The following is a 24,646-nucleotide window of genomic DNA, read 5'->3' on the forward strand; positions in this document are numbered from 1 at the left end:
TATACGGAAGTACCCGGTTTATTTAAGGTTAGCAGCGGGCAGTTTTCTTCTTTTTACCAGTGCGTCCCATTTGCTCTACTTTCTCGATGTAAGTATAAGCTTCCGGAGTTTTGCAGGCTGTACCACCCATATCTACCTGTACTTTGCCAATAGTTTTGGCTACTTCTTTGGCTTTTGCAGTAAGGGTAGGTATAAAGCAACCCATCGCAATTACAAATCCGTTCATGGTGTAGCGCACACGGTTCGGGCTGCTGTGTATAGCTTGCGCTACATGGTCCAATTGGCTGGTAAGGTACTCCAGGTCCAGTTCAGAATCCCCTTTTATACTTGCCAAACTCGATAGCGTAGCCCAACCGGTAGTAGCAATTCTTTCGTCATCAGACTGTATCCATTCCTTTGCCAGTTCTAAACCATAGTTGCTTTCAGAGGCTACCCACGCAACTGTATACTCGCTGAGCATATACCAGTTTGCCTGTTCAGCCCAATCCTGCAGGTCTTCTTTGGTCATAGCTTTTTCGTCGGCAATCAATCCGGCCAGGTACATGGCATCAGAGTTACCAGTGGCATACAGCTCTTTGGCCAGGTTATAGTTCTTCTTCAGCCTCTTTTGGATAGGCTTCAGGTCACCAACTTTTACACCGAAGAAAGGTTCCTGTGCACCATGCTTCAGCCAGGTTCTTTTGGTTTGTTGGTCGCCAAGGGTTTCCAGGTGCAGCAGTACTTCCTGAACCGTCATTACCTGCGATGGATCTTTAGAATCATGATCTGGTTATACTGTCTGCCCATCATGCAAGAGATAGCATTCTTCTTATAATTGATTATTGAAAGTCTAACAGCAATAGGTTCGCCAGTTCTATAAGATTCCGGAATAGCAGATTCATTTATAGGTTTATGCCTCGGGTACCGATCTCCTGTAGAGATAATGTAACCACATCCATCGGTTTCATATTTTCCTGTCCAGGTTATAGTTGCATCCAGCATCTGCACATCTTCGTTTTCTTCATCATCGCAGGATATCAGGAAGAGCAGGCTAAAAGCAAAAAAGAGTAGTCTTAGTTTCATAAAATAGCAGTTTAACACAGGACCCACGAAAGGCCACTGAAGTTGCAAGCTATTACAAAATATAGTTTACAGTCTTTCTATAGAAACGATGCGGATGCCTGGCATAGAGCGATCCTGTGTAGATAGGCCGCAGCGACGATCTATCATTTCACCGGTTTCAGTGTAGGTTACTTTTACAGGTACAGTTGCTTCTTCCTGTTTAAACTCGTCGCCAATTACAGCTTCGTCTTCCGGTTTATAATCTTTGCCGTCAATGGTCAGTTTAAAGCCGCATCCATCCACCATATATTCCCCGGACCACTCTAGTTGCGCTTCTTTTGTGATAGCTTGGTTTTCTGAGTTCATAGCTTTTTTTGAACAGGATGTAATTAAAACAGATGCTGAAAATAATAGTGTAGTCAATAAGGATAATCTCATAAATGCTTGTGGTTAGTGAATTTAAAGGTTAAGAGTTGAATGGGTTTAAATATACCTTAATCCTATGATCATTTAACTCATAGTCAGGCTTTCTTTACGCGCAGGGCAAAAGTGCTGTGGTCTATCACTTCCACTGTTTCGCCTTTTTCAATATATCCTTCGCGGGCCTGGGCATCATATAAGGTATCATCTATCAATACACGGCCAGTAGGTGCCATACGGGTGTGGGCAATACCTGTTTTACCTACCAGGTGAGAAGCGTCTGCCGAAGACCGGTAACCTTCCGAACCCTGAAATGTATTTTGCAATACCACGCGCTTCATGGTTCGGCTGGCAGCAAAGCGGCTCCAGGTTAGCGCAACTAAAACTACAGCGCCAACCATACCTAACACTACTGAAATCAGGCTCTGCATTAAGGCGCTGGATGGCACAAATGTAAAGTCGAAGTTCTGGTTATTAACCATGATGAGCAAAAGTGATACAAACACCAGTATAATGCCGCTGATGCCCGCAATGCCAAACCCCGGAATTACCAGTACCTCCACGCCAATAAGTATAAGCCCGGCAATAAACAGTAATATTTCCCAGTTCTCGGCCAGGCCGTTCAGGTAATAAGGCGTTAAGTATAAAATACCTGCCACTACGGCTGTTGCCAACGGAAAACCAATACCCAGAGCCTGCAACTCATAGTATAAGCCCCCGATGATCAGCAGTAAAAGTATACCACTTACAAACGGATTCAGGAAAAAGGAAATGATCTTGTTGGTGGTGCTCAGTTCATAGGTTACTACTTCAGCATCCTGCAAATTTACCTGTTGCAGTACCTGCTCTATGTTGGTGGCTACACCGTCGCAAAAGCCATGCTTTATAGCTTCGGATGTGGTAAGTGTAAGTACCTGGCCCGCGGATAAAGTACTATCAACGCTGGCCTCTACCATTGCTTCCGCCAGGTGCGGGTTTCGGCCCTGGGCTTCGGCAGTAGAACGCATAATAGAACGCATGTAACTTTGGTATTTACCCGGAGCAGCCTCGCCGTTTGCGCCTACAACAGTTGCCGCTCCAATGTTGGCACCCGGAGCCATATAAATACTGTCGCAGGCCATTGAGATCAGTGCACCCGCCGAGGCCGCATTTTTATTAATGAACACATACATTGGTTTTGGATATTCCAGTATGCGCTTGCGCATCTCATCGGCATCGTTCAGGGCACCGCCAAATGTATCGAGTATCAGCAGTACGTGGTCAGCTTTTATTTCGGTGGCATGGTTCAGGGCCAGCTCGGTATAGCGGTTGGTGCGCGGGTCTATCTCTGATTTTATCTCCATCACCAGTACTTTCTGTTTTTGTGCCCAGCCAGTAACAGGCAGCAACAAAAAGATCGGGAGCAGATACAACAAAGCAAAATGCCAACGTTTTGAGTCAGATTTCATACATTTGGGGCTGATACTGTGCCATTTTGGTTGAATATAGTAAAAAGTTAAGAGTTATACTTCCACTACTTTATACATACGACTTTGGAGCGCCTGTGTGGCGTATGCGACTGGATGCTGCAGCTAACCGGCTGGCCCTGGAAGTGCGTGATGCGGATTTGTTATTAGCAGATTTTTATACTTTAGAGCTCACGCATAATAAGCTTAAAAAACTGCCATTACCGGGAGCTAAAAACTGGTGGCTGGGCCTGGAGGATGTACACGAAGGACTGTTGCTGTTACATAGCTATGGCGACCGACAAACAGGGCAGCACAAAGGCATAATGGCCTACACTGCCGAAGAAGGAAAACTGCAATGGCAACAACCCGAACTGGCTTTTTATGGTGTAAGCGCTGATGGAATTTTGGCTTTAGATTTACAGGATCAGAAATTATACTTACTGGACTCGCAAACCGGAACTATACTTTCTGAAAACGTGTCACTGGTAGGCGGTGCAAATTCGGTAGCAGAATATAATATTGAGCGAACGAAAGCGTGTGTATACCCGATGCTGTTCCTGGAAGGGGAGCCATATTTTACGCAAGTGCAGGATTTTCTGGAACATCAGCTGCAGGTTAAACCCGTGAAGGGAATAGAATACGCTGAGACTGAACAATATATTCTGGTAAGCTTTTATACCGAAACAGCAGACGGAAAATTAGATAACCTGTTGAGTGTGTTTGACTTGAACGGTGAATTGCAGTTGCGCCAACGTATTGCACACGGATTAAGTGGCATAGGTTCAGATACTTTTATTATCTTTAACCACAATTTATACTTTATTCAGCAACGAAACATTTTAGTTGTATATAGTCTTTCATAGTTTACCTTTTAGCCCATGGTACGCATACTTTTACTAGTTCTTTTATTATCTCCTGTACTATCATTTTCGGCCTCGGCCTTTAACCTTACTGCCCTGCGCGACTCAGTAGGAGTAGAGCGCCGCAATGGAAAGTTTTTTGTGAAGCACAAGGTAGAACCAAAAGAAACCCTTTATGCCTTATCGCGCAAGTATGGCGTGCCTGTTGCCCAGATCGTAGAGTCTAACCCTGCAGTGGAGGCAAGTATAAAAATTGGCCAGGTAGTGCTAATTCCTAGCAAGGCACCATTATCAGCTGCTGTTAATGCTGCAACAACTAAGCCAGCTGCACCTGCTGCCAGCAACCGCACCTTTACTGTAAATGCAAAAGGCGAAAAGCTACATAAGGTAGAAGCCAGACAAACGCTTTACAGCATTTCGCGCATGCATGGCATATCAGTAGACAATATTAAAAGCTGGAATAAACTGGCATCTAACGAGATCGAAATTGGTACGGAGCTAATTGTGGGCAAAGGGGCTGTGCCAACTGCCAGCAAGCCGGTGTATGTGCCAGAAGCCGACGACGAGGTTGAAAAGCCTGTTGCCGCAACTCCTGCTACTAAACCAGCGACATCAACCAAAACTACAACACCAGCCAAAACGGAGCCTGCTCCAGCTACAACTACAACGCCTGTTGCCACAACTACAGTAAGTGAGCGCGAAGAAGAAGCTGGCACAACCGAAACTGCTGCCGGCGTTAAGAAGGTGATTGAAAATGGCATGGCTGAAATGATTGATCCGAAGGCAGATACCAACAAATACCTGGCACTGCATAAATCAGCCCCGGTTGGTACCATTATGCAGGTAAAGAATGCGATGAACGGCCAGGTAGTGTATGTGCGTGTAATTGGTAAATTACCTGAGACAGGCGCTAACAGCAATGTAGTGGTTCGTATCTCTAAAAAGGCTTACCAGAAGCTGGGTGCTGTTGATCAAAAGTTCAGAGTAGAAGTATCGTATATGCCGTAATTACGGTCTGGATTTATACTTTAAAGCCTGAGCAGCAATGTTCAGGCTTTTTTGTTTAAAGTAACTACTTTTAAAGTACCCGTATACTTCAGTTACAGAAATCAAAACCAATGAAGCAAGATATTGCCGCTATAAAAGCCCTGCTGGATGACCGGGTGGAGAAGTATAACCAGCCCAATTTCATCCCAAACGATCCGGTATCTATACCACATAGGTTCACTAAAAAGCAGGACATTGAGATAAGCGGATTCTTTGCTTCGATTCTGGCGTGGGGACAGCGTAAGACCATCATTAATAACTGCGTAAAGCTCATGAACCTGATGGATAATGCACCGCACGATTTTATACTTCATCACCAGGAGCAGGACCTGACACGCTTTTTAGGTTTTAAGCACCGTACTTTTAATGATACCGACCTGCTATACTTTCTGCATTTCTTTAACTGGTACTATAGCAAACACGATAGCCTTGAAACAGCTTTTACCGGCAAGAATAACGAGATCAAAACACAAAGAGAGCGGCTGATACATTTCCATGATCTGGTGTTTAGCCTGGAAGAGGCACCGCATCGGTCAAAGAAACATATCTCTACACCAGCCCGGAAATCAGCCTGTAAAAGAATAAATATGTACCTGCGCTGGATGGTACGAAAAGATAACAACGGCGTAGATTTCGGGATATGGGACACTATGAAACCCGCTGACCTGGTTTGCCCCTGCGATGTGCATGTAGAGCGTGTTGCCCGCCGTCTTGGACTGATAACCCGCAAAGGAATGGACTGGCAAACCGCTGAAGAACTGACTGACCACCTTCGCACCTTTGACCCGACAGACCCTGTTAAGTATGATTATGCGCTCTTTGGTTTAGGTGTGGAAGAAAAGTTTTAGCAGTCTATACTTCTTTTTTATACTTTTTTACCTCCAGTTCATCAGGGCATTGTTGCAATAGCTCGGCTATACTTTGCTGAAATACCGGGTGCACTAAGCCGGGAGCTATTTCCTGTAAAGGCAGTAGTGTAAAACGGCGCAGGTGCAGTTGCGGATGTGGTATTGTCAGGCGTTGCGTTTGCTGAACAAGGTTGTCGTAGAACAGGATATCGATATCGATCACGCGTGCTCCCCAGTGCTCCAGGCGTTCGCGCCCCAAGTCATGCTCTATGGTATTTATAGTTTGCAATACCTGCTCCGGGCCAAGTATAGTTTCTACCTCCAGCACCTGGTTCAGGAAACTTGGCTGGTCTGTTTTGCCCCAAGCTGCAGTTTCGTATAAAGCAGAAGCTTGTTTTATACTTCCCACCTGCGCGGCTATACTTTCGCGGGCCTGTTGTAAGTATAACGTACGGTCGCCGAGGTTACCACCTAGCAGCAGGTATAGTTTAGGCATGTTTCCTGAAAAATGCTATACTTAGGTCTGCGGCTACGCGTGCTGCTTCCGGTAATTCATTTTTTTCGTAAGGGTGCATGCCACCAAAGGAGTGGTCAGTGCCGGGCAACAAATGCATTTCAGCGTCGGGTTTCCAGCTTTGCAGATCGTGAGCCATTTGTACGGGCAGTGTTTCGTCTTCTTCGCCGTGCAATATAAGTAAAGGCTGGCGCATGTTCTTTATCACCTTTGGTATCTCCAGCCGCTGTTTATTGGCTAAGTAGTTTTCCATTATCTGGTAATACATCGGCATTTTCAGGCCGGTGCGGGCATTGGTTATCCATTGCACCCCTTCGCGTTGCCACTTGTCATTTTCCAGTTCATCCCAGCGTTGGTCAAATTTATTAACCGCAGCCCAGGTTGCCACAGCTTTCACTCGGGTATCTTCCGCAGCTTTAAGTATAACGGTGCCACCCCCGCGGCTATGCCCGATCAGGTAAATATGCTCCAGGTCCAGCTCTTTGTAAGGCAGCGGCCCTTCTACATTCTCTACCATGTCTATCAGCGCTTTTAAGTCGTCGAGCTCCAGGCAGAAGTTGTTATTGCCAAAAGCTTCGAGGTCATGCAAATCAGAATAATCCTCTACAGTAGTGCCGTTGTAGGCAAAGTTGAATTTAACAAACACAAAGCTACGCTCAGCAAAATACTGCGCAAGCAAATTGTAGTGCCCCCAGTCTTTAAAGCCTTTAAAGCCATGCGTAAAGATTACGATAGATTTAGGTTTCCCGGATGGTACATACACGGCGTCAGCGGTGAAAGGTCTTCCATGTTCAGGATAAACTACGAAATCAACTTTTAGTGTATCTGCCATAGGTAAGGGTATTTAAAATGGCTTTTAGGATGCTTAAACGGCTTAAAATAATGGTTTGTTGAAATATTTAAAGGATTATTTGTTAACGTCTTATGGTAATAGTTGTAAATACATTAATCAGACTTCTTAAAGAAACTATAAACCAAACTTAAAGTTTAGCCAATCAATACTAAAAACTATAAACAAGGTAAACAGGCTGTTTTATACTTTAGTAACTTTCAAATAAGCTAACGCCTTAAAATATCTGTGTAGCAATTTAACAATTAAACCCCGTTTTGCTACTGCAGGTTTGGAAACCACTATTGCAGGCAGTAATATTGCAACACCAACACATGAGCAGCACCCTAGATAAAATACAAGCGCCAATTGCCGGCGAAATGGAGCTTTTCGAGAAGAAGTTCCGGACTTCCATGAAGTCGAAGGTGCTGTTACTGGACCGAATCATGAGCTACATCGTGAAGCGTAAAGGCAAACAGATGCGCCCGATGTTTGTGTTCTTCACGGCTAAACTCTACCACGAAACCATTACCGATGCTACTTACCGTGGTGCTGCTCTAATTGAGCTGCTGCATACGGCTACATTGGTGCACGACGATGTGGTGGATGATGCCAATTACAGACGTGGTTTCTTCTCAGTTAATGCCCTCTGGAAAAACAAGATTGCCGTGCTCGTGGGTGATTATCTGCTCTCAAAAGGCTTGTTGCTTTCGTTGCAGAACGATGATTTTGAGTTGCTCAAGATCGTATCGAATGCGGTGAAGGAGATGAGCGAAGGGGAGCTGCTGCAAATAGAAAAAGCCCGCCGCCTGGATATTGACGAAGCCGTATACTTTGACATTATCCGTCAGAAAACGGCATCGCTTATTGCCTCTTGCTGTGCGGTTGGTGCTGCCTCGGCAGGTGCCTCAAAAGATGAGATCGAGAAAGCCCGTTTATTCGGCGAAAAAGTAGGAATCGCCTTCCAGATTAAAGACGACCTTTTTGATTACGGAACCGCAGAGATAGGCAAGCCAGTTGGTATCGATATCAAGGAAAAGAAAATGACCTTGCCGCTGATCCACGCCCTACGCCAAGCCGATTGGCTGACAAAGCGCCGCGTTATCTATAACGTGAAAAACAACAACGGCGACAACAAACGCGTGCAGCAGGTGATCGATTTTGTGAAGCAATCAGGCGGCATTGAATATACTATAGAAGTGATGAACCGCTACCACGCCGAAGCGCTGGAGATACTTCATACTTTCCCACCATCTCCTTCACGTACCTCATTGGAACAACTCATTGCTTATACTATAGAGCGGGAGAAGTAATTGATTGTTGATTTCTGATTCTGACAATCATAAAATCTGTAAACTTCAACTATAAATTTGTAAGGTAGGTAACTATGAAGTAGGATAGTTTTGTGAACGCAAAATAACCTATGAAAAATGAGCCTGAACACCAATACCTGGAACCGCCTGCGGTATACTTTATACTTACCCATCTACGACCTTATTGCCGACAGAATCTTCCGGAAGTATAGAAAACGGTCTGTAGAACTTTTAGCTGCTAAACCCGATGATGCTATACTTATACTTGGCGCTGGCACCGGCCTGGATCTGCCGTACCTGCAAGGCTATACAAACTTGACTGCCATCGATATTACACCTGGCATGATAACCAAACTACAGGAACGAGCTGAGAAGCTAAGAATACCTGTAGATGCCCGAGTGATGAATGGCCAGCAACTGGAGTTTGCTGATAATTCTTTTGATGCCGTAATAGCGCACCTTATACTTGCTGTCATACCCGATCCAATTGCCTGCATTAAAGAAGTGGAACGTGTTTTAAAGCCGGGCGGCACGGTTATGGTGTTCGATAAATTTCTGCCGGACGGGCAACAACCATCTATACTTCGCAGGTTCTTTAATCAAATTGCAAGTGCCTTGTTCTCAGATATTAACCGCAGTATTGGCGCTATAGTAAGCCATACTTCCTTAACTATAGAACTAAATGAGCCAGCTGCTTTAAACGGTACTTTCAGGTTGGTAAGATTACGGAAGTCGAAATAAGTATAGCTTTGGATGAAGCATCACATCCGTAATTCCAACCACCCCTAACCCCTCCTTATCTCAGGCGGGGAGTTCTGACTTTACTCCAGCAAAATCAGAAGGTCTATAGTTGCTGCTTAATCTCCGTTAAAAATAAGAATAAGAAACAGCTGCTTGAGTGACTATGTTGGCATAGAAGGCAGTAGTAGCAGACTCCCCGCCTTAGATAAGGGGGGTTAGGGGTGGTTGGATTAGGTGCTGCAATTAAAAAAGGCCGTTACTATAATAGCAACGGCCTTTTTATACTTTATATTGATCGAACAATCAACTATTAAATCTTCTCAGCTAACAACTGGTCCATGGTCTTATTAAAATCGGCTACCCAGTCTTCGTAGTATTTGCCGGTGCCAGGGCCTGAGAACCCAGTGTGTATCTTGCGTACTTTGCCATCTCTGCCAACAAAAATAGTAGTAGGGAAGGAGAGTACATGGTTCAGGGCTGGCAATGCTTTGGCTGCTGCTTCTTTATCTGAGATACCTGCTACCACAAGGTCATAGCCAATGTCAAAACGATCTTTCATTTTCTGCAGACGTGGGGCAGCTTTTTCAAATTCGGGGCTGCGCTCAAAACCTAAACCAATTATTTCCAGGCCACGGCCTTTGTTCTTTGCATAGTATGGGGCCAGGAACTTAGTTTCGTCCATACAGTTCGGGCACCAGGAGCCAAGCAACTGCACAATCACCACTTTGCCTTTATACTTGTCATCGCTAAGCGATATATTTTTGCCGCCCTCTATACTCGGGAAACTGAACTCCAGATTCTCATAACCCGGCTTCAGGAACGTAAGTGAATCGGCATTGGCTAGTGCGGCATTGTCGTTACGCTTGGCGGTCCAGCTTTCGTAACCATTCATGCCTGCATAAAAGTCACCTTTCAACGTGTTGGCATCAGTTGGTTTAGCCGTAAACAAATAAGCATGGTTTCCATCAAAAGTAGAAACGCTCAGTTGGTCGCCATCTACTTGTCCATCTAAATAGCGGTAGTCGCCGGTCTCGGTCAGGAAAGTGCCTGTAATATTATTCCCATCTTGCTCAAAAACGCCAACAGCATCGTAGCTTTTACCTTCTTTATCAGTAAACACTACATCCCATTTGCCATTGTAAGTATAGGCCGCCTTTGCTGGCTCAGCTTTAAAGCGGTTGCTGTTACCATGCTCGGCTGTGAAGGGAAGAGAATATGCGTAAGCCAGGTCGTTGCGTACAAAGCGGCCGGCCATCTTATCATCCTCAACTTTGGCTATCAGGTCGGCATCAAAAATGTGGAGCTTTATTTTTACAGAATCGCCGTCAGAGGTAATCTCGTCCAGAAGTATGCGCTCTTCCCCATTTACTAAGTATAAAACGGTGCTGTCGTTCTGCTGCTTGGCCTCCATTGTAAACGGAATTTCTTTGCCATCGGTACGCTGCAGGGCAACACGCCAGGTGCCCGGTTTTATAGTTGCGGAAGTTGAGTCCATTTTATTTTGCTGGCAGGAGCTAAATCCTACCGTTAACAGCAGGGCAAATAACAAAATAAGCCTTGCAGAAGTATTAGAATAGGTACGTTTCATGGGGTAAAATTACTGTAGGAAATCCGTAAAAGCCAAACATGGGACTGCCTATACTTGTTTATAGGCCAAAGGTTATATTCATAACGTCTAATGTTGCTGAATAGCCTATAGATTTCGTACATTTGTGAACTTCGGAAAAGAAGCATTTTATACATTAACAATAGCAAAACTATGGCATTTGATTTAGGAATGATCAAGGCAGTTTATGCCGGTATGGGTGAGCGCATTTCGGCTGCCCGTAATACAGTTGGCAGACCGCTGACTCTGACTGAAAAGATCCTGTACGCTCACCTATATAACGGTAATGCAACTCAGGCTTATGAGCGCGGAAAATCTTACGTGGATTTCGCTCCGGACAGAGTTGCAATGCAGGATGCCACGGCACAGATGGCCTTGCTTCAGTTCATGCAGGCTGGTAAGCCTACTGTAGCGGTTCCGTCTACAGTTCACTGCGATCACCTGATACAGGCCCGCGATGGTGCAGATTCAGATTTAAGAGACGCTTACAGCGAAAACAAAGAAGTTTACGATTTCCTTGCTTCAGTATCTAACAAGTATGGCATCGGTTTCTGGAAACCAGGTGCAGGTATCATTCACCAGGTAGTATTAGAAAACTATGCTTTCCCGGGTGGTATGATGATCGGTACAGACTCACACACACCAAATGCCGGTGGTCTGGGTATGGTAGCGATCGGTGTTGGTGGTGCTGATGCTGTGGACGTAATGGCTGGTATGGCCTGGGAGCTTAAATTCCCGAAAGTAATTGGTGTGAAGCTGACAGGTAAACTGAACGGCTGGACATCTCCGAAAGACGTTATCCTGAAAGTGGCTGGTATACTTACTGTAAAAGGTGGTACGGGTGCTATCGTGGAGTACTTCGGCGAAGGCGCTGAAGCTATGTCGTGTACAGGTAAGGCAACAATCTGTAACATGGGTGCTGAGATAGGTGCAACTACTTCGGTATTTGCTTACGACAACAGCATGCGCACTTATCTTAATTCTACTAACCGCGAAGAAGTTGTTCAGATGGCTGATGAAGTTGCTGAGCACCTGCGTGCGGATGATGAAGTATACGCTGATCCGGCTTCTTTCTATGATCAACTGATCGAGATAGACCTTTCTACTTTAGAACCACACGTAAACGGACCATTCACTCCGGATGCAGCTTGGCCAATTTCTCAGTTCGCTGCTGTAGTTAAAGAGCACGGCTGGCCAGCTAAATTGGAAGTAGGTCTTATCGGATCTTGCACCAACTCATCTTACGAAGATATTACCCGCGCTGCATCTATAGCAGAGCAGGCGGTAACGAAGAACCTGGTTGCTCAGGCTGAGTTTACCATCACGCCTGGTTCTGAAATGGTACGCTATACTACAGCCCGCGATGGTCTGTTAGATACATTTGCGCAGATGGGTGGTGTTGTATTGGCAAACGCTTGCGGTCCGTGCATCGGCCAGTGGGCCCGTCACACTGATGATCCGACTCGTAAGAACTCTATCATCACCTCATTCAACCGTAACTTCGCGAAACGTAACGATGGTAACCCGAACACACACGCGTTTGTGGCATCACCAGAGATCGTAACTGCTTTTGCTATTGCCGGTGATCTGACTTTCAACCCGCTTACTGATACCTTAACTAACAAAGATGGCCAGCAGGTAAAACTGGATGAGCCTAAAGGTATAGAGTTACCAGTAAACGGTTTTGCTGTAGAAGATGCAGGTTATGTAGCTCCAGCTGAAGACGGCAGTGGTGTAGAAGTTGTAGTTGATCCAAAATCTGACCGTCTGCAGTTACTGGAAGGCTTTAAGCCATGGGAAGGTACTGACCTGACTGGTCTGAAGCTTCTGATCAAGGCGCAAGGTAAGTGTACTACCGACCATATTTCTATGGCTGGACCTTGGTTGAAGTACCGCGGTCACCTGGACAACATCTCCAACAACATGCTGATCGGTGCGATCAACTGCTTTAACGGCGAAGCTAACAAAGTATACAACGACATGACCCGTGGTTATGACTCTGTTCCGGCTACTGCCCGTACTTATAAGTCAGCTGGCATCGGTACCGTTGTAGTTGGTGATGAGAACTATGGTGAAGGTTCATCTCGAGAGCATGCAGCTATGGAGCCACGCCACTTGGGTGTTCGTGCGGTTATTGTGAAGTCTTTTGCACGTATCCACGAAACTAACCTGAAGAAGCAAGGTATGCTGGCGCTTACATTCGCTAACAAAGCAGATTACGACCTGATCGAGGAGAACGACACCTTCGACATCCTAGGTCTGGAGAACTTTACGCCAGGTCAGCCACTGAAAGTGGTACTTAACCACAAAGATGGTTCTAAAGATGTGATCCAGGTAAATCATACATACAACGAAGGCCAGATCGAGTGGTTTAAAGCTGGTTCTGCCCTTAACCTGATCCGTTTAAAAGAAAAGCAGAGCGCTAACGCGTAAGCTATACTTTAGACTATAAACAAAAGGCCTCACTTACTGGTGAGGCCTTTTTCATTTTATACCTTATACTTTTCGAGCTCTCCACATAGATGAAGACCTAAGACAACTATAAAAAGAAGAGGCCTTGCTAAACAGCAAGGCCTCTTCTTTTTATAGTTGTTACCTAACGCAGTACTACTATCCGTTTAATAAAATTAGTATCCTTATAGGTGAAGTGGGCAATGTATAAGCCATTCGGGATCCCAGCAAAATCGAACACTATTTCTTTTGTACTCTCGTTTTTAACAGGCAATTTGAATTGGCGACCCACCTGATCGCTAAACCAGATCTCCGGTGCAGGTCCGGCATTCACATCCGCTGACCAGTTAACGCGTATTAAGCCTGTAGTTGGGTTAGGGTAAATATCTGTTAGCTGCGCATACATATCGGCTTTGTCAGTAGCCAATGGCTCCCGTACAAGATAGGAGTTAACTTTAGAAACGCTTACACAACCAGCACGATCAGTTATTTCTAATTTTACATCAAAGTTGCCTGGCGTTTTAAAAGTATAAACCGGGTTTTGATCAGTAGAGATGTCTCCATTGCCAAAGTTCCAGCGCCAGTTTTTTCCGTTTATACTTTTATTCACAAATCTAACCGGAGTATTGGCATGCAATGTCGCGCTTTCAGCTTCAAAATCAGCAGCTGGCGGCAGAGGTACCGATAAACTCGCTTGTGACACTGCACTTTCAAAAAGGGAATCCACGTTTGTAGCGTAGATGGAAATATTCTCGGTGAAGTTCTTTAAGGTATAAGCGCTGCCTGTTGCAAGTAAGGTCTTCTTCTCAGGGTCTGCATAAAATTTATAGTTAGTACCTCCGGTTGGTGTCCAGGTAAAGTCGCTGCCTATGCAAATTGTATCCTGTACAGCTACCGGGGGAGGGCCACTCTTTATTTGTATATACTTTTGTTGCGCAGCATCAGCGTGTTGTTGTAAGGCCGTCAGGTTATCCCCAGAAAGTATAGCAAAGGAGACTACTTTAGTTTCCCCGGGAGCAAGTTTAGGTATAATGCCTCCAACCACATGAGATACATTATCGCCGTTGCCGTTGCCTTTTGCTTCTGTACGGGCCACGCCTCCTGCTAGCATTGCATACTTTTCCGCATTCGTAAACCCATCTTCTATTGCTATACTTCCGGCAACACCCACGTTATCAATAGCATAATAGATAGGAGCAACCGGAGTAAGTAATTTTATACCTACTACCGGCTGTGAACCTACCGTATTATACACGTAGCCCAGGTTTCGGGTATCGTCCCAGGAGGCGGCATTCTGGTAGTATACACCTACGTCCCAGTCAGCAAACAACGCTGATGATAAATTTCTCAGCGTGTCTGGTGTAAGGTTCTTAATGTAGTACTCCTGTATAATATAATCTTTGTCAGGAACTGAGTTCCAAGCCATGGTTCGGTGTTTCACTTCCACACCCACCGTGGAGGCAGATGGGTAAATATCCTGGAGCAATCCGCGTACTTCCTGAGTGGCAGTAGGAGTATCATAGTATATTTTTGAAGAACGTATGGGAGTAAAATCGCCATCGTTCTGCCAGTTTGCATTGCGCAGGTTATCTGATACCCGGGCAGCTGATGTGCCAATCATTAAGCCGCCTTCAAAAAGCAATGTGGTGCTGCCTTTATATTGCATGCCCACACCTTGGTCAAAGTTCAACCCATTAAAGCCTAAATTACCCTTGCTGTTTATGGTGATGCGTACATTGTTTGCATCCATGGTATGGTAATCCGGGTTTACAACTAACTCGAAGTATTGGTAATCGGTGTAGTTGCCGGCGTTAAAGCTGAGTTTAAAAGCAACTGTAGTGTTTATAGGTATATCCGGGGAGATGGTGACCTGAAAAGGGGCAGTGTGGTTATTGGCAGTTGCCATTGTGGCCATGCTGCCTAAGGATAAGCGCTCGTTTGCGATGGTAACAAATGGTGAAGAAGTAGATAAAGTAACTTCCAAGTTGCTGACCGGATCAAGGATGTTTAAGAAACCGGCCTCGATTGCAACAGTACTGCCTGCCTGTGCCGATCTGTTATTTTTAATAGTAAAAGCTGTGCAACGTACAGCAGCCAGATTGTTTTGTGTTAGTGCTTTTTTTATGTTAAGCCGGCCGGTACCTATTTTATCGAGGTAAGGTTGATTACCTGCCAGATTGTTTATGTTATCTGTTGTTACACGGATACGCTCCATCACCTGCAAGGCATTAAGTTGCGGAAATTGTGCCCGCACAAGCGCAGCAGCGCCAGCTACCATCGGCGACGAGAAAGAACTGCCCCAGTTATAAGTATAGGAATTATTATTAGTTACGGAGGTAGAGTAGATATCTATACTTGGTGCCATCAGGTCTACGTAATGGCTCCAGGTATAATCTTTATACTTCAGATCAGATTTATCAGAACCGGCAACAGACAATACATTGGCATAGGAGGCAGGATAATAATTTGCCTGTTTTTTGATGTTACCAGCTGCCGACACAACCACAACATCCTTTTCGAGCACTACATAATTGATAATGTCCTGCTCGTACTGCGAGTAGCCTTCGCCACCCCACGATAAGTTTATGATCTTACATCCTTTTTCGGCGGCATACACTACTGCCTCATAGCCACCACCAAAAGATCCATCTCTGGAAGAAAATACTTTAAGTGGGAGTAACTTCGTTCTAAAACCAACCCCAGCCATACCGATCGCATTATCAGGAGTTGCAGCGGCCACACCTGCCACGCCCATACCATGACTTTTGTATCGGGTATCGTCCAGTACGTTGTTATCACCATCTGCAAAATCCCAGCCCGCATAGTTATCCGTATAGCCGTCTCCATCGTTGTCGGTGCCATCTATCGGGTCAGCGTAGTTATACTTGATGTTATTTTTCAGGTCGATGTGATCGGTACGGAAGCCGGTGTCAGCAACGCCAATTACTATATTAGTGTCGCCCTTCTGAATATCCCAGGCACCGTAAGCCTTAATTAGTTTAAGGTAATATGCAGTGATTTTAGTGGAGTCGGAGTGGGGGTCGGAGGTACTATAAAATGGTTCACGCAGGTATAACGGCTCTACATAAGCTACGTTACCGGTTGCCATTAAAGCGCGTTGTACATCTTTAAAGCTTAGCTCAGAAGAATAAGTTGCCTGGTAGATCCGGGTTATATCGGTAGAAGCTGAATTGCGAAGTTTTGCAGATTTAATGCGAGCATTCGGAAACTTTGGGTGAATACCTTTGGCTCCAACCTTTTGTAAAGCCTGTTGTAACGTGTTATACGAGGCTGTTCTGGCTGCAGTAGTATTCTCTGGTTTTAGTTTATACACAACAGTATAGGGCCTGGTGCGCGAACCATGGCCGTTAATTTGCTGTGCAATAACAGGCGCTGTAACCAACAGAAGCAGGGTGAGCGCAAGCCATCCCTGGCGGAAGGGCGCCTTAAGTGGGGTAAACATCTATACCAAGAATTAAATTTTTAAGTTAATAAAAACTGATCAGTACCTGTAAGGGAACATTATGCCTGATAACACATTTAAATATAAGGCGAAATACCAACAACACCCTAACGTTTATAATTTTTTACGTAACTTTCCACAGTTGGATCATAACCGAACATTTTAATATTATAATAAGAAAAACTATGGCTACAAATCTGGCAGATAAACACCAAGCAACACTTAATACCGCCGTACGTGCCCTGCATGAACGTACTTTCTTTGCTCATTACCCTGAAAACCCGACACCAGATGTTTATGGGGAGAATGCTGATAAAGAAGGCCGTGAAAAATATACATCACGATTAAATAATAAGTTCGAAGAACTGCTACAAGAAAATCCTGAAAGCTGGACCGGGCAGGAAGAATCGCCTTATGAGCAGCAGGCTTTAGGAATAAAATACCCGTTCTTTTCACCTGAAACACTTATTTCCCGTGCTGAAGAAGCTTACCACCAGTGGAGAAAAGTAAAGCCCGCTGATCGTGCTGCTATACTTGTAGAAACCCTGGAACGCATGAAGAGCCGTTTCTTTGAAATTGCATATGCTACCATGCACACAACTGGTCAGGCTTATATGATGTCGTTCCAGGCATCTGGCCCGCACGCTGCTGATCGTGCGCTGGAAGCCATTGCCTCAGGTTACGAAGAGCAGACTCGTTTCCCGGAAAGTACGGAGTGGGAAAAGCCGATGGGTAAGTATAACTTAAAGCTGAATAAAACCTGGAAAGCTGTACCGAAGGGCGTAGCACTGGTAATTGGTTGCTCAACCTTCCCGACCTGGAACACTGTGCCGGGCATGTATGCAAGCCTTGTTACTGGCAACCCGGTTATTGTAAAACCACATCCGAAAGCTGTATTGCCAATCGCTATAGTTGTAGCTGAGGTGCAGAAAGTATTGGCTGAAAACGGATTGAATCCAAATATCTGCCAGCTTGCTGTTGATGCAGAAGACAGACTGATTACAAAAGAACTGGCAGAACATCCTAAAGTAAAACTGATCGACTATACCGGCGGTACAGAATTCGGTAACTACATCGAGAGCCTGAAAGGAAAGACGGTATTTACAGAAAAAGCAGGTGTGAACTCCATTATACTTGATTCGGTTGATGATCTGGATAAAGTAGCGCAGAACCTGGCGTTCTCTGTTAGTTTATACTCCGGGCAGATGTGTACGGCTCCTCAAAATTTCTTTATTCCGGAGAATGGCATTAAAGTAGGAGGCGAAACGGTACCTTACGAAGAAGTGGTTCAAAAAATTGCTGATGCCGTAACCGGACTGGTTAACAACCCGAAAGCTGGTCCACATATATTAGGTGCTATCCAGAATCCGGCAACTACAGCCCGCGTGAAAGAAGCAGCAAGTATAGGTGGTAATGCGGTTTTAACAACCTGCGATTTCAGCAACCCGATGTTTGCCAATGCGCGTACCTGCTCGCCGGTTATTTACGAAGTAGATGCAGCCGATAAAGAAAGCTATAGCCGCGAACTGTTCGGGCCGATCATGCTGATCATCAAAACAAAAGATACTGACCAAAGTATAGAATTGGCCAGCAGCATGGCACGCGAGCATGGCGCTATCTCATGCGGAGCTTATACTACAGATCCTGTCGTGAAAGAGAAGATTATGGATGAAATGAGCTTAGCTGGTACTCCGGTTAGCTTTAACCTGACAGGAGGTATTTTTGTGAACCAGAATGCCAGCTTCTCCGATTTCCATGTAACAGGTGGCAATCCTGCTGGTAACGCATCGTTCACTAACCCTGAATTTGTAATTAAGCGCTTTACCTGGGTTGGTTTCAGAGAGCCTGTGGTTGGCTAAGCAACTATAAACTATCAAAAAGCCCGACTGCTGAAGAGTAGCCGGGCTTTTTTTATTTGAATAGATTTTCAATATCGTTCTTCAGATTATCCAATCCGTTGCGTAGGTTCTGCCACTTATCCTGTGTGTCTTCAGTATCACTCAGCTTTTCGGCAATCAGTTCTCTTTTCTTCTCAAGTGCGGCTATGTGCTCGTGGTAAGTATGATTTGAGTCTACAGTAGTGGCGTTTACTTTTGCTCTCAGGGTTTTAATTTTGCTATCCAACTCCTCTAAGCTTTGCTGGATCTCTTCGCGTGTCAAGTGGTTTGGCGCACGCATATGTTCAGGCTTCAGGTTATATGTATCCATATAAATAGCTTTTTATTCTGGTTGATGTATATCTTCTACATACTTGCCAAGAGCTGAAAAGGATATAAAACCGGCACTTGAGTATCTAAAAAAGTGACTTTTGTTATTATTTAGAAAAAATCTAAATAAAGGTTTGTGCTTACCAATTCGCTTCTTACTTTTGCTGCACAATAGAATTAATCTAAATAAGAATAAAGTATACATCATGTCCCGGAGTTTAGCTTCCCTAATCTTATTTCTGTTCGTTACCCAACTAGCACTTGCACAAAGCATCGGCCGAATTGAAGGACGAATAGTATCTGAAAGAAATGAACCCTTATTAGGTATAAGTGTAGCCCTGGAAGGCACAACACTTGGCACCACCACCGACGAAGAAGGCAAATATGTTATTAAATCTGTTGCTCCGGGTAGTTATACTTTAGTGGCTTCAGGTGTTGGTTATACTACCGTTAAGCGAAGTATAGAAGTGAAAGGTGGCTCAACTATAACAGAATACTTTTTACTGCCATCGTCGGCTACTGCCCTTAGCGAGGTGGTTGTAACTACAAGCAAGAGTGGCGAGTTTGTGCAGCCAATAGGCTCTACGGCTACTAAAATGGAAGCACCCTTAAAGTCGGTTCCGCAGTCGGTACAGATCATATCCCGTCGTGCTATGGACCAGATGCAGGTTATCCGGCTGGATGATGCTATGCGCAACGTGAGTGGTGTAACCATGGAGACTGGTTTTGGCGGCCGTACGGATATTTTCCAGATACGTGGCTTCAGAACAAGTACCGAAAGTATATTTAAGAATGGCTTCCGTAACAGCGTGCGTACCTTCCGCGAAACAGCCAACATCCAGCAGTTAGAAGTAATGAAGGGCCCTGCATCGGTATTATATGGTGTGAGCGACCCGGGTGGTATGGTGAATATCACAACCAAAAAACCAACAGCATTTACTTTTCAGGATATACAGTTAACAGCAAACAGCTTTGGCCAGTACCGTCCGGCTATAGATTTTGGTGGCGCCCTGAACGAAGAGAAAACTCTGAAGTATAGAATGAATGCTGTGTTTGAAAAGAGCGATACCTACCGCGACTTTGTAAGCACCAAGCGTTTTTTTGTAGCTCCGGCCTTAACTTACGATTTCTCAGACAGAACCTCACTTACTGTAGAAGCCGAATACTTGGACCACGACCAGGCATCGGACAGAGGTATAGTTGCTTTTAATAAAGTGATTGCTGATGTGCCAACTAATCGTTCTATAGGTGAGCCAGATAACGTAGGCAGACACCAGAACCGACTGGTACAGTATAACCTGCAACACCGTTTCAACGATATTTTCAGTTTGCGCCATGCCTCTAACTTTACCTATTCATCAGAAGAAAGGAAAATTATAGAATCTCAAGGTGTGTTGCAAAAAGAAATAGAGAAAGATGTTTTTGTGGATGTTGATGGAAAGGTAATTCGTCGCTTACAGGACCAGTATAATTTTGAGCGCAACTATGCCACACAAAATGAGCTATATGCTACCTTTAAAACAGGTGCGGCTTTTGAGCACAAAACAGTAGTAGGAGTTGAACTTGCACACTCTACATTCGATATCTGGTATAACCGTGGGGCTTACGATACGCTTGATATTTATAAACCGCAATACAGCCGTTTACCAAAACCGACAAAACTTAAATTTGGGGATGACTATCGCGACATTACAAAGCTGTACGGCGTGTATGTTCAGGACTTCCTGTCGGTAAGCCAGAAGCTTAAAGTGTTGCTGGGAGCCCGTTACGATATCTGGGATCTGGAAAAAGTTAACCAGAAGTTGGACAAGAAAACAAATACTTTCTCGGGGGTAACTACAGCGCAGCGTAATACTGCTTTTAACCCGCGTGTAGGAGTACTTTACGAACTGGTTGGCCCGCTTTCAGTTTATGGTAACTGGTCACGAGGTTTCCAGCCGGAAGTTGGTAGAGTGGCAGACAGGTTTAATGCGGATAGTACCGCTGTCATCAGCGAGTCTTTAAAACCTGTTACGTCCGAGTTAATGGAAGCTGGCTTTAAGGCTGGATTACTGAATGACAAGGTCAATATCAAAGCAGCATACTTCAACATCGTTCGCCAAAATGTGCCTTTGGAAGATTTAAGAGCTAAATCTGACCCTAGATATGCCGGACTTGTAATGCAGGTTGGTGAAGTGCGTAGCGAAGGTTTTGAAGCAGACGTAACTGGCGAAGTTGTAACCGGACTGAATGTAATTGCTACTTATAGTTACACGGATGCCATTATTACAAAAGATGTTAAGGAAGGTCTGGTAGGTACTCAATTCAGAGGTGTGAGCAAGCACAGCGGCAGCCTTTGGACAACGTACGAGCTGCAGGATGGTGCTTTGAAAGGATTAGGCATTGGTGGTGGTTTTACCAGTTTCGGCGACCGTCCGGTTGATGCTACAGACAGCTTCAGGCTACCAGGTTATACCCGTTACGATGCTACTGTATACTATGACAACCAGAAGTATCATGCAGCCATTAACGTAAAGAACCTGACAAACGTGAAATACTACGATGGTTCTCAGTCAGCAACTGCTATTATGCCGGGTGCGCCAATATCGGTGCAGGGTACAATAGGCGTTCGCTTTTAACCTGAATAAACTATAGTTTTGCTAAAATCTGGCGGCGCAGCTTCGGTTGGGCCGCCGGTTTGTTTTACGACCTCATGAGAAAACTGATTCTGCAACTACACCTCTGGGTTGGCCTTACCGCCGGAGCTATACTTTCGGTAGTTGGCATTACTGGTTCTGTATATGTTTTTCAGCCGGAGCTAACAGCACTTTTGTACGCCGACCTCTACCAAAGCTCAAATCAGGGTGCTAAAATAGTTGATGCCAGAAGTATAGTTAAGACAGCAGAAAAGCAATTTGATGGTAAAGTATCCAATATTTTTTTTCCGCTACGTGAGCTGGAGAATTACATTGTTAAGATAGATGGCAAAAAAGAGTTTATCTTTTACGATGGTGCCACCGGTTTATACTTAGGCGAAATGGCTAAGCGCCGCGGTGTAATGGAAGATGTGCTGGAGATTCACAGGGAGCTCACAATTGGCGAAATGGGTTCTATTGTAACAGGTATAAGCTCGCTGCTACTGGTACTAGTGTTGTTATCTTCGGGCTTATACTTATGGCTGCCTTATAAGAAGAAGCAACTGAAAGATGGTTTGCGCCTGAAGCCTAATGCCAGTTTTAAACGCCGGAATTACGATGTGCACAAGGTATTCGGTTTTTACTTTATCATCCCGCTTTTCCTGGTAAGTATAACGGGTGTATACTTTGCTTTTTCTGAAGAAGTACAGGCCGTAGTAGATTATGTAACCCGCACCAAGGAACCAACACCGGATGTAACCAAAATAAAATCAACTTATAGAGCCGATCTACCTGAGGTAACCATAGCACAAACGCTGGATATGATGGACGAAATGTATCCGGGGTATTATAAGCGTAATCTGATCATGCCAAAAGACAGCGCCGACAGGATATACTTTTCGGTAGTGAATACTGCTGAAGTAGATGCAGGACCAGAATACAGACCACAGGTGTACATCGACCAATACACTGGTAAAGTGCTTTATGCCTATGAGCCTCACACATCCCCGGCAGGCCGCCAATTAACGCGCAACTGGTTTGTGCCGATACACTTCGGAGAAATAGGAGGGTGGCTTACACGTATACTTTGGTTTTTTACCGGATTGATGCCGGCTATACTTTGGGTGAGTGGTATTATTATCTGGCGCGGACGTAAAAAGAAGAACAAACGAAATAAAGTATTACACCGCAATTTTTCTACACAGTAAAACTAACCCAAAAGCTGCTGATCAGTATAGTAAAGCAACTAACCGTACTGAAAAAGGGGCTTATTACCATTTCTGTAAAATTAGTGCAAAAAATACCTGTGAATTTAGCTGTATATAGTGCAGTTATTTTGAAATAGGTAATCTTAATTTGATATTTGTAATTAGTACTACACTCTAAAGAACAGATACTACATAAATGCTTGATCTGATACTGCTGATTGATGATGATGATACTACAAATTTCCTGAACAAGCGACTGCTGGAGGAAATGCAGGTAGCTAAGGAAATTTTGGTATACAACAACGGTAAAGATGCAATTGAGTACCTGAGCGAAGCCTGTGCAGAAAACAATACATCTGATAAAATTTGCCCGGACCTGATATTCCTGGATATAAAGATGCCTGTCATGGATGGCTTCTCCTTTTTAGATGAATACCAGCAACGTAACCTGGACTCAAAAGATCATGTGATCATAATGATGCTGACTTCTTCGGCAAGTTTTTATGACTTGGAGCGCCTCAAGAACTACAACCGTGTAAAGAAGCATTACTCAAAAACGCTAACAAAACACGATGTGCAGGAAGTGCTGCAACAGTTCTTCTCAAACCGATAAGTATAGCTTAATAACCAAAAGCGCCTGCTACTTTAAAACTAGCAGGCGCTTTTTAATTTGCAGCAGGTATAAAGTTTATACTTGTTCTGCTTTGATTTCGGCAGCCGGCCAGGTAAACACAAAACGTGCACCGCGCCCTTCAGACTCAACCCAGATTTTGCCTCCCTTACCTGAAACAATTTTCTTAGCAATAGATAAACCTAAGCCTGTACCCGAGTTCCTGGCACCACCTGTATAATACATATTGAAAATTTCATTCTGCAATTCAGCCGCTATACCTGGGCCATTATCCTGTAACGAAAAATAAAGCCAGTCACCTTTCAGTTCGTATGCTACTTCTATGGTGGCGTTAACTATAAGGTCATGGTACTTAATTGCATTCCCGATCAGGTTACTGAATACCTGGTGCAGCAGTATAGTTTCTGTTTCAAGAATTAATGGTGTGGCGGGTAGTATAACAGTTATATGCTCCGGTATACTGAGCAATTCGGTTATGCCACTTACAAGCTGGCGTACTTCTATTTCAGATTTTACAATGTTTTGCCGCCCTGAAATGGAGTAAGAAAGTATACTCATAATAAACTTATCCATGCGGGCAGTTTGCTGGTGCAGCATCGGGAAGAATTCTTTGGCTTCTTCTGTTTTTCCTGCATAAACACAATCTTCCAGTGCCCGGGCCAGCCCTTCAATATTTTGTAACGGAGCCCTCAGGTCATGAGAAACAGTATGTGCAAATGTATCCAGTTCTTCGTTTATGTGTTGTAGCTTTAAATTCTGCTCCTCACGCTCACGCAACAATCCTTGGATATCATTATTGGTCTGCTGTAGCTTCTCATTCAGGCGGCTGATTTCCTGTAGTTGTTGTTCGGCCACTTCGTTACGGTCACGGAGCTGTTCCAGCACTTCCAGTAGCTGCATGTTCTGGCGTTTGATCTCAGCATATGGTGATACACTGTCCATATCAAACTCCATCATCCAGGTATCTGCAATGGTTTTAGTTACGATAGGAGCGTGGTGTGGCAGACGCTGGCGCAGTATTACTTTGGTACCTTTTTCAAACTCGCTTACAACGTTAAAATAATCAACAAGCTTACGGGAATGTATTAGTCCTGTACCTTTTGTATTAGAAGCCCCGATATTCCGGTTTAACAGGTAATCTATGTTACCCAAACCCCGGCCACGATCACTTACGATGGCTTCAATAAATTTTACACCATTTATTTCAACCAGGTTAAACTGAATATTACCGTTCCCTACATGTTCTACCATGTTGCGGCAGATCTCTGAAACAGCTGTAGCAAACTTAGTCTGGTTGCCGATGGTAATCCCCAGTTTATCAGAAAGCTGTTTTGCCCGCTTATAAGCCAGCACTACATCCAGCTCATTTGTAATATTAATTTTAAGGATGTTTATCAGCATAAA

20 protein-coding genes are annotated in these 24,646 nt (G+C 44.5%); 10 read left to right on the forward strand and 10 right to left on the reverse strand.

Features of this window, described 5'->3' with window-relative positions; genetic code table 11:
* Positions 1-28 precede the first annotated feature (28 nt).
* The 4 genes from MJ612_RS01925 to MJ612_RS01940 form a co-directional block, all read right to left on the reverse strand.
* A complete protein-coding gene (locus MJ612_RS01925) occupies positions 29-736 on the reverse strand; it encodes a DNA alkylation repair protein (protein ID WP_187028926.1) in 708 nt (235 codons plus the stop codon).
* The gene (locus MJ612_RS01930; protein WP_187028928.1) at positions 736-1,062 is read right to left on the reverse strand and encodes a hypothetical protein; all 327 of its coding nucleotides are present in this window, start codon (positions 1,060-1,062) and stop codon (positions 736-738) included. The genes MJ612_RS01925 and MJ612_RS01930 overlap by 1 nt, the downstream gene beginning before the upstream one ends.
* Positions 1,063-1,128: 66 nt before the next feature.
* Positions 1,129-1,407, reverse strand: coding sequence for a hypothetical protein (locus MJ612_RS01935; protein ID WP_187028930.1), 279 nt, complete (start codon positions 1,405-1,407; stop codon positions 1,129-1,131).
* A 155-nt stretch (positions 1,408-1,562) separates the two neighbouring features.
* Complete coding sequence (locus tag MJ612_RS01940) at positions 1,563-2,909, reverse strand: NfeD family protein (protein WP_187028932.1); 1,347 nt, start codon at positions 2,907-2,909, stop codon at positions 1,563-1,565.
* Between the two features lie 26 nt (positions 2,910-2,935).
* Between MJ612_RS01940 and MJ612_RS01945 the strand changes: the two genes are divergently transcribed.
* The 3 genes from MJ612_RS01945 (at position 2,936) to MJ612_RS01955 (ending at position 5,664) form a co-directional block, all read left to right on the forward strand.
* Positions 2,936-3,772, forward strand: a complete 837-nt coding sequence (locus MJ612_RS01945) for a DUF4905 domain-containing protein (RefSeq protein ID WP_250419019.1) — start codon at positions 2,936-2,938, stop codon at positions 3,770-3,772.
* Between the two features lie 15 nt (positions 3,773-3,787).
* The gene (locus MJ612_RS01950; RefSeq protein WP_250419020.1) at positions 3,788-4,777 is read left to right on the forward strand and encodes a septal ring lytic transglycosylase RlpA family protein; all 990 of its coding nucleotides are present in this window, start codon (positions 3,788-3,790) and stop codon (positions 4,775-4,777) included.
* 110 nt (positions 4,778-4,887) lie between these two features.
* On the forward strand, positions 4,888-5,664 hold the full coding sequence (locus MJ612_RS01955) for a TIGR02757 family protein (protein WP_187028934.1): 777 nt from the start codon (positions 4,888-4,890) through the stop codon (positions 5,662-5,664).
* Positions 5,665-5,668: 4 nt separating this feature from the next.
* On the opposite strand, the gene folK is transcribed toward MJ612_RS01955, so the two are convergent.
* On the reverse strand, positions 5,669-6,160 hold the full coding sequence (folK, locus tag MJ612_RS01960; protein ID WP_187028936.1) for a 2-amino-4-hydroxy-6-hydroxymethyldihydropteridine diphosphokinase: 492 nt from the start codon (positions 6,158-6,160) through the stop codon (positions 5,669-5,671).
* The gene (locus MJ612_RS01965) at positions 6,153-7,010 is read right to left on the reverse strand and encodes an alpha/beta hydrolase family protein (RefSeq protein ID WP_187028938.1); all 858 of its coding nucleotides are present in this window, start codon (positions 7,008-7,010) and stop codon (positions 6,153-6,155) included. Before MJ612_RS01965 ends, folK begins: the two co-directional genes overlap by 8 nt.
* Before the next feature lie 332 nt (positions 7,011-7,342).
* On the opposite strand from MJ612_RS01965, the gene MJ612_RS01970 reads away from it, so the two are divergent.
* Positions 7,343-8,320 (forward strand): polyprenyl synthetase family protein, encoded by a 978-nt coding sequence (locus tag MJ612_RS01970; protein WP_187028940.1) that lies wholly within the window; start codon positions 7,343-7,345, stop codon positions 8,318-8,320.
* 117 nt (positions 8,321-8,437) lie between these two features.
* Positions 8,438-9,061: a class I SAM-dependent methyltransferase gene (locus MJ612_RS01975; protein ID WP_187028942.1), complete on the forward strand. Its 624-nt coding sequence runs from the start codon at positions 8,438-8,440 to the stop codon at positions 9,059-9,061.
* A gap of 310 nt (positions 9,062-9,371) precedes the next feature.
* On the opposite strand, the gene MJ612_RS01980 is transcribed toward MJ612_RS01975, so the two are convergent.
* Positions 9,372-10,649 carry a peroxiredoxin family protein gene (locus MJ612_RS01980; protein WP_250419021.1) on the reverse strand — a complete coding sequence of 426 codons (1,278 nt, stop codon included), beginning with the start codon at positions 10,647-10,649 and terminating at the stop codon, positions 9,372-9,374.
* A gap of 171 nt (positions 10,650-10,820) precedes the next feature.
* Between MJ612_RS01980 and MJ612_RS01985 the strand changes: the two genes are divergently transcribed.
* A complete protein-coding gene (locus MJ612_RS01985; protein WP_187028944.1) occupies positions 10,821-13,100 on the forward strand; it encodes an aconitate hydratase in 2,280 nt (759 codons plus the stop codon).
* A gap of 163 nt (positions 13,101-13,263) precedes the next feature.
* Here MJ612_RS01985 and MJ612_RS01990 read toward each other — a convergent pair whose 3' ends face one another.
* Positions 13,264-16,581, reverse strand: coding sequence for a S8 family serine peptidase (locus MJ612_RS01990; RefSeq protein WP_187028946.1), 3,318 nt, complete (start codon positions 16,579-16,581; stop codon positions 13,264-13,266).
* A gap of 185 nt (positions 16,582-16,766) precedes the next feature.
* Here MJ612_RS01990 and paaN point away from each other — a divergent pair, with 185 nt between their 5' ends.
* Positions 16,767-18,440 (forward strand): phenylacetic acid degradation protein PaaN, encoded by a 1,674-nt coding sequence (gene paaN / locus MJ612_RS01995; RefSeq protein ID WP_187028948.1) that lies wholly within the window; start codon positions 16,767-16,769, stop codon positions 18,438-18,440.
* Positions 18,441-18,492: 52 nt separating this feature from the next.
* On the opposite strand, the gene MJ612_RS02000 is transcribed toward paaN, so the two are convergent.
* The gene (locus MJ612_RS02000) at positions 18,493-18,789 is read right to left on the reverse strand and encodes a sll1863 family stress response protein (RefSeq protein WP_187028950.1); all 297 of its coding nucleotides are present in this window, start codon (positions 18,787-18,789) and stop codon (positions 18,493-18,495) included.
* Positions 18,790-18,994: 205 nt separating this feature from the next.
* On the opposite strand from MJ612_RS02000, the gene MJ612_RS02005 reads away from it, so the two are divergent.
* The 3 genes from MJ612_RS02005 (at position 18,995) to MJ612_RS02015 (ending at position 23,224) form a co-directional block, all read left to right on the forward strand.
* Positions 18,995-21,406, forward strand: coding sequence for a TonB-dependent receptor (locus tag MJ612_RS02005; RefSeq protein WP_187028952.1), 2,412 nt, complete (start codon positions 18,995-18,997; stop codon positions 21,404-21,406).
* 74 nt (positions 21,407-21,480) lie between these two features.
* Positions 21,481-22,611, forward strand: a complete 1,131-nt coding sequence (locus MJ612_RS02010; protein ID WP_187028954.1) for a PepSY-associated TM helix domain-containing protein — start codon at positions 21,481-21,483, stop codon at positions 22,609-22,611.
* Between the two features lie 196 nt (positions 22,612-22,807).
* On the forward strand, positions 22,808-23,224 hold the full coding sequence (locus MJ612_RS02015) for a response regulator (RefSeq protein WP_187028956.1): 417 nt from the start codon (positions 22,808-22,810) through the stop codon (positions 23,222-23,224).
* Positions 23,225-23,299: 75 nt separating this feature from the next.
* Here the strand turns inward: MJ612_RS02015 and MJ612_RS02020 are convergent, their stop codons facing one another.
* Positions 23,300-24,643, reverse strand: coding sequence for a sensor histidine kinase (locus MJ612_RS02020; protein WP_187028958.1), 1,344 nt, complete (start codon positions 24,641-24,643; stop codon positions 23,300-23,302).
* Positions 24,644-24,646: the final 3 nt, after the last annotated feature.

Source organism: Pontibacter deserti, assembly GCF_023630255.1.
Lineage (GTDB): Bacteria > Bacteroidota > Bacteroidia > Cytophagales > Hymenobacteraceae > Pontibacter > Pontibacter deserti.